Origin of the sequence: Salegentibacter sp. (genome assembly GCF_036568425.1) — a bacterium.
Classification (GTDB): Bacteria; Bacteroidota; Bacteroidia; order Flavobacteriales; family Flavobacteriaceae; genus Salegentibacter.
On the sequence record NZ_DATCSO010000040.1, the window covers coordinates 1 to 5413 of the forward strand.

The following is a 5413-nucleotide window of genomic DNA, read 5'->3' on the forward strand; positions in this document are numbered from 1 at the left end:
TAGATGAGACACATCGGTTTGGATACATAAAACATAAGCCGGAGTTCCTGTTTCTGAAAGGCTAAGAGGTATGGCCTGGTATAACATCGTTCTAATACAACCCGCCGCATCCTGCATACGATAGGAAAAGATGTTCTTATAGTCCAATCCCTCCTGCTTATTCAAAAATTGGGTATAAAACTGACTAATGACCTGACTTTTAAGTTTGATCTTCTCCACTTCTGAAGGCAGTATATTTTGCATCAAATCCTGTAATTGAATATTTTCAAGAGCTTTTCCTATAAAAATCGAAGCGGAATCCGATAAATATTCCAGGCTCATATCCAGAAGATTTACGATATAGGAATAGGAATTCCCAGGAGTGGTAAGCGCAATTAGTCTTTTGAATTCTTCGGAAAGCTTAAAAGATTCGGTGCCGTTTAGTTTGCAGGAATATGCCCTGGCCCAATGATCAGAGATTTTTTGCAGGTCACTTTGCATTCTTAGCTGGCTTTGAAAGAATAAAGGTACTAATATAGAAAATCTGCCAGAAGTTACTGAATAGAAAAACCTTCAGAAATTCTCTGAAGGTTTTTTCCTTAAATGGGTAGACAAATTCAGGCTAGACCAAATTTTACTTTTATGCCCCAAACATATCTCCCGGAAGTTATGCCCTACCCAAACTTCCTGGAGGATCCTGCCTACTAATCTCCCATTTTTAATGCTGCTAAGGTAAAGCGCAAAAACAAAACGTGAAATACCACAAAAGTGGTAGATTTTGAAGTTTTCTGAAAGAAGTTGGAATTCCTTCAGTAAAAATAACATAGAGAAAAATTGAAGGTTTGGAACTGTTCTAAGCGTGTTTCAGAGCTTTACACAGCTTTTACACCACTACAGAGTTTACTGATCAGTTCAAGCGCTTGAATGCAGTACTGAAGGAATTTGAAGTTAAGGATTATAGAGAACAACCATTTCTTAAGATTAAAATGATAGATTTAAATAGAAAAACCTTATCAATGTAGGAAAGTCTCGATGATAAAAATAAGAGTTTCACTAGCTATATACACTTTGTTTCAATTCATATTATACAACTTCAATTAATATAGCGATTTATCATTTATTACGGTGGGTAACAACAAGAACAGAAAACATAAGTATTTAATCGTCCCCCACCAATAAAAAAGCCCAACAAGAATCGGGATAGGTTCTGGCCCGGCGACATCAAAGTTTTATTTAAAGGAAAAATATAGGATTTCAGGTCAAAAAAAGCATAAGTGGCCATTATTAAAGTGTTTATGCAAAAACTAATGTTTATTAATGTTTGAGCGCAAATCATATAGTCTTTTATGCTAACCCAACAGAGTATAAAGAAAGAAGTTTCTGAAAATAAGAATTGCTATCTTTAAGTCCTACTAACCATAATAGTTAATCTTACAAAGCATGGAAGACCCCTTTTCGGACATACCGGAATACACTCCTCCCGTAATTGTAACTGAACACCCGAACCAGTCAATTTATATTCTTAAAGAAGAAACGTTCTTTATAAGAACCCAAGAAGAGGAAATTTCAATCACAGGCGATATAAAGTTTAAATGGTTTCCCCAACTTGGTGTGCAATTAGAAGGCGTAACTGATAAATGGAATTTCTTTGGGGATAAAGGCAATTTCGATGTTTTAACTCCAGATAAGGTATTGTTAGGAAAGGCATTCACGATCCAGGAGCGCTACGCGAACAATCGGTATATTCTAAAAGCAATCTTTGTAAGAGATTGTTTCACGGGCGATATTACAATACCCGTAAATGAGGTTAAGTTCTCGATTCCCAATATGTCACGGTTCGATGGCCTAAACATAAAAGAAGGAAAAGATAAATCATATTCTGGTAGGATATTCCTGAAATTAGCTAATCAGGAAATAACTATTGATAAGTTACCAGATTTCGAAAAACGTATATCGGCCCTAAAAGACGTCGGAGGATATCATATCACATATTCAGGTAAAATCTCCTTTAAGACTGCAAAAAGTCTCAGAGACATGAAAAAAGATATGGAGGTGTTGAACTGTTTTATTCAGCTACTTAACGGTTCTCAGAAATCCGCCTTATTTTTCTCAGGAATAAGTGACGGTGAAACCGTTTGGACTGATTTCAGGAGTGCGGGAGTTGATCCATATCACGAGAGAGGAACTTCATGCTTTCCTCGTTACTTCTTAAGTCAGAATGATTTATCAGAAATGGAGGTGGTTTACGCAAACTTGTTAGATTTCTGGACTAAGAATGATCACAAAACAATGATTCGCTCCGCTGTAAATTGGTACTCCGAGGCTAATACCAAACCATGGTACCACTCAAACACTAGTATGATCATTTCACAAAGTGCACTTGAGCTGTTTTATAACTGGTACATGATTGAAAAGGATAGCATACTTAGGGGAGATATAAGATTAAGTGCTGCTAACAAAATAAGATTGCTATTATCTAGAATAGGAGTAAAGAATGAGGTTCCGGAAAAATATAAAGAGATAGTTAGCTTTCTCAACAATCCTAAAAACAAGAACGAGGAGGACGCCATAGATGCTACAGTTCTTTTCCGTAATGCTATAGTACATGGAGAATACGAAAAGAGAGCTAAACTTTCGAACCCATCACCAAAGTTTAAGTCTGAGGCTAACAATCTTTCATTATGGTATCTCGAGTTATGCCTACTATATACACTAGGCTATAAAGGAAGATATTCCAACAGAACAACAGCGAAATATGTATCTGACCATGAGTTAGTACCGTGGAATGACAAAAAACCTGATTGACTGATTAATGGTTCGCTAAACCAGCCAATAAAAAACCGCAACTCACTATAATGCTGTGTGTTACGGTTTTCCTCTGTGGTCCCACCTGGGCTCGAACCAGGGACCCCTTGATTATGAGTCAAGTGCTCTAACCAGCTGAGCTATAGGACCAATCCCGATATTATTAAAATACCCGAATTTTAGGAGTGCAATATTAGTACATATTTTCAATCTCTGCAAGACTTAACGCAATTTCCTTACTTGCTTTTTTCCTTCTCTTCGGGCTGATTTTTTTCCATACAAAGTTCCACCAATACTCCGTGGGCGCTTTTGGGGTGTAAAAAGGCCACCAGCTTATTGTCGGCGCCGGGTTTTGGCGTTTTATTCAGGAGTTGAAATCCTTCCTTTTCAAGGCGGGAGATTTCGGCTTCAATATCGTCTACGGCAAAGGCGATGTGATGAATGCCCTCTCCTCGTTTTTCTATGAATTTAGCAACTGGACTATCGGCATTGGTGGCCGCAAGCAGTTCTATCTTGCTTTCCCCGGTCTTAAAAAACGAAGTACTCACCCCTTCGCTCTCTACGGTTTCGGTTTTGTAAGGCTCGCTTTTTAGCAAGGCTGTATAGGTGGCATTGGCTGCTTCAAGGTCTTTTACAGCAATGCCTATGTGTTCAATTTTTTTCATCTGCACAATAATTATAATTCAATGATTTCATTTTGTTTATCCCGTCCCGGTGATTATCAGGAAGAGATGACCATTCTTTTTGTTTTCAGCAAAGGAAATAGGTATTTTCATAAATCCAAAGTTCGGGAATTTTTAATTAGCTATTTTTGCAGTATGGAAACAAACAGACAAAAGAAAATAGGAGGGGTTTTACAGAAGGATCTGGCAGATATCCTTCAGAATAACCTCAGGGAAGCGGGAAGAACGGGAATTTTGATTTCGGTTTCCAAGGTGAAGGTCACTACAGATCTTTCTATCGCCAAAGCATACCTCAGCATTTTTCCCTCAAAATTTGCCGAAGAGATCCTGGAGGAGATCAATGAGGTTAAACCAAAAATAAAGCACGAGCTGGCGCAGCGCACCAGAAACCAATTGCGTAAAATGCCGGAGATCTCTTATTTTATAGACGATTCGCTGGAATATATTGAAAACATAGAAAAATCTATCAAGGGAGACGAGAACCCTATTTCCAACCCTGATCTATTGGACAAAAGGAAAAAATCTTAATTTGAAGTTTCCGCTCTACATCGCCAGGCGCTACCTTTTTACCAAAAGCAGCAATAACGCGATAAATATCATCACGATAATTGCGGCCATTGGGGTGTTTGCGGGAGCCTTTTCATTATTTATCGTACTCTCCGGATTTGCTGGATTGAAGGATTTCAGCCTTCAGTTTTCCAACGAATTCGATCCCGATCTAAAAGTACTTCCCGAAAGCGGAAAAACATTTCATTTTGATGAGACCCAGACCGAAAGACTCTCGGCAATTGAAGGGGTAGCAATGTTCACCAAAGTAATTGAGGAACGGGTTTTCCTGGAATACCGCCAAAAGAATGACTGGGCATATATCAAGGGAGTCGATAAAAATTATCGCCTGGTGAACCAAATAGACAGCGCCCTCGTGACCGGAAGCTGGTTAACCGATAGCGAGGCCCAGGTAGTAGTGGGCAATACGATTTCACGCAAACTCGGACTTAGTATCTTTAATTATCAAACGCTACTGAAACTCTGGGTCCCAAAACCCGGAAAAGGCCAGGTGAGCCTTGCCAGTCCCGATGCGGCTTTCAGCAGACAATCGGTCATCACCAGTGGAATATACAGTATCAACGAAGAGTTGGATGGGAAATATGTTTTCACTAACCTGAATCTTGCAAAAAACCTGTTAGATCTTGAAGATGATACCTATTCGGCGGTTGAAATTAAATTGAAACCAGGGGTAAGTCCCTCAGAGGTAAGCTCTGAGATCGCTTCGGTTTTTGAAGATAAGGTGATCCTGAAAAACAGGGCGCAGTTAAACGAGACACTTTACAAGATGCTGAATACCGAAAACCTCGCGGTTTATCTCATCTTTACCCTGGTACTTATTATCGCGCTTTTTAATGTAGTAGGTTCTATTATTATGGTGATCCTGGACAAGCGGGAGAACATTAAAACCCTTTACAGCCTTGGTGCCAGCGCATCCCAAATAAAACAGATCTTTTTCACCCAGGGAATGCTTATGACGCTTTTGGGTGGAATTTTAGGCTTGCTTTTCGCAATAATTATCGTTTATCTTCAAATGCAATTCGAATTGGTAATGATCACGCCCAGCCTGGCTTATCCGGTAGCCATTAAGCTCGAAAACATACTTATTGTGTTCTTTACTATCGCCGTGTTAGGCTTTGGGGCTTCCTATATTGCCGCCGGAAGAAGTAAGAAAGCTTTGCAGAGCGCTTAATTCTACAAGAATTTCAAATTCCCGGTGAATTTAAATTGATGAGATCCCGGATCACGTCCGGGATGACGGTGAATTATGTTAAGTACAGTGATCCTGAGCTTGACTCAGGATCTCATTCGAGAAAGATTTTAATTTGAGACATCCCAGGGAATCTTAGACAAACTGGTAGCCGGCAAATTCTTTTTCTACCTCATCAAAAGCCGCGAAA

General features: G+C 39.3%; 5 protein-coding genes and 1 tRNA gene. 3 read left to right on the plus strand and 3 right to left on the minus strand.

Annotated features, from left to right (window positions below; genetic code table 11):
- The coding region (locus tag VIM94_RS04510) for a hypothetical protein (protein ID WP_332038095.1) at window positions 1-480 on the minus strand (480 nt) is incomplete at its 3' end.
- Between the two features lie 939 nt (window positions 481-1419).
- Here VIM94_RS04510 and VIM94_RS04515 point away from each other — a divergent pair.
- Window positions 1420-2784: a hypothetical protein gene (locus VIM94_RS04515; protein ID WP_332038096.1), complete on the plus strand. Its 1365-nt coding sequence runs from the start codon at window positions 1420-1422 to the stop codon at window positions 2782-2784.
- Window positions 2785-2860: 76 nt separating this feature from the next.
- Here the strand turns inward: VIM94_RS04515 and VIM94_RS04520 are convergent.
- Together VIM94_RS04520 and mce are read right to left on the minus strand one after the other, a co-directional pair.
- Window positions 2861-2934: transfer RNA gene (locus VIM94_RS04520), tRNA-Ile, on the minus strand.
- Window positions 2935-3020: 86 nt separating this feature from the next.
- Window positions 3021-3449 (minus strand): methylmalonyl-CoA epimerase, encoded by a 429-nt coding sequence (mce, locus tag VIM94_RS04525; RefSeq protein WP_332038097.1) that lies wholly within the window; start codon window positions 3447-3449, stop codon window positions 3021-3023.
- A gap of 153 nt (window positions 3450-3602) precedes the next feature.
- Between mce and rbfA the strand changes: the two genes are divergently transcribed.
- The gene (gene rbfA / locus VIM94_RS04530) at window positions 3603-3995 is read left to right on the plus strand and encodes a 30S ribosome-binding factor RbfA (RefSeq protein ID WP_332038099.1); all 393 of its coding nucleotides are present in this window, start codon (window positions 3603-3605) and stop codon (window positions 3993-3995) included.
- Between the two features lies 1 nt (window position 3996).
- Entirely contained in the window at window positions 3997-5205 is a 1209-nt protein-coding gene (locus VIM94_RS04535; protein WP_332038098.1) for an ABC transporter permease, read from the plus strand.
- Window positions 5206-5413 lie beyond the last annotated feature (208 nt).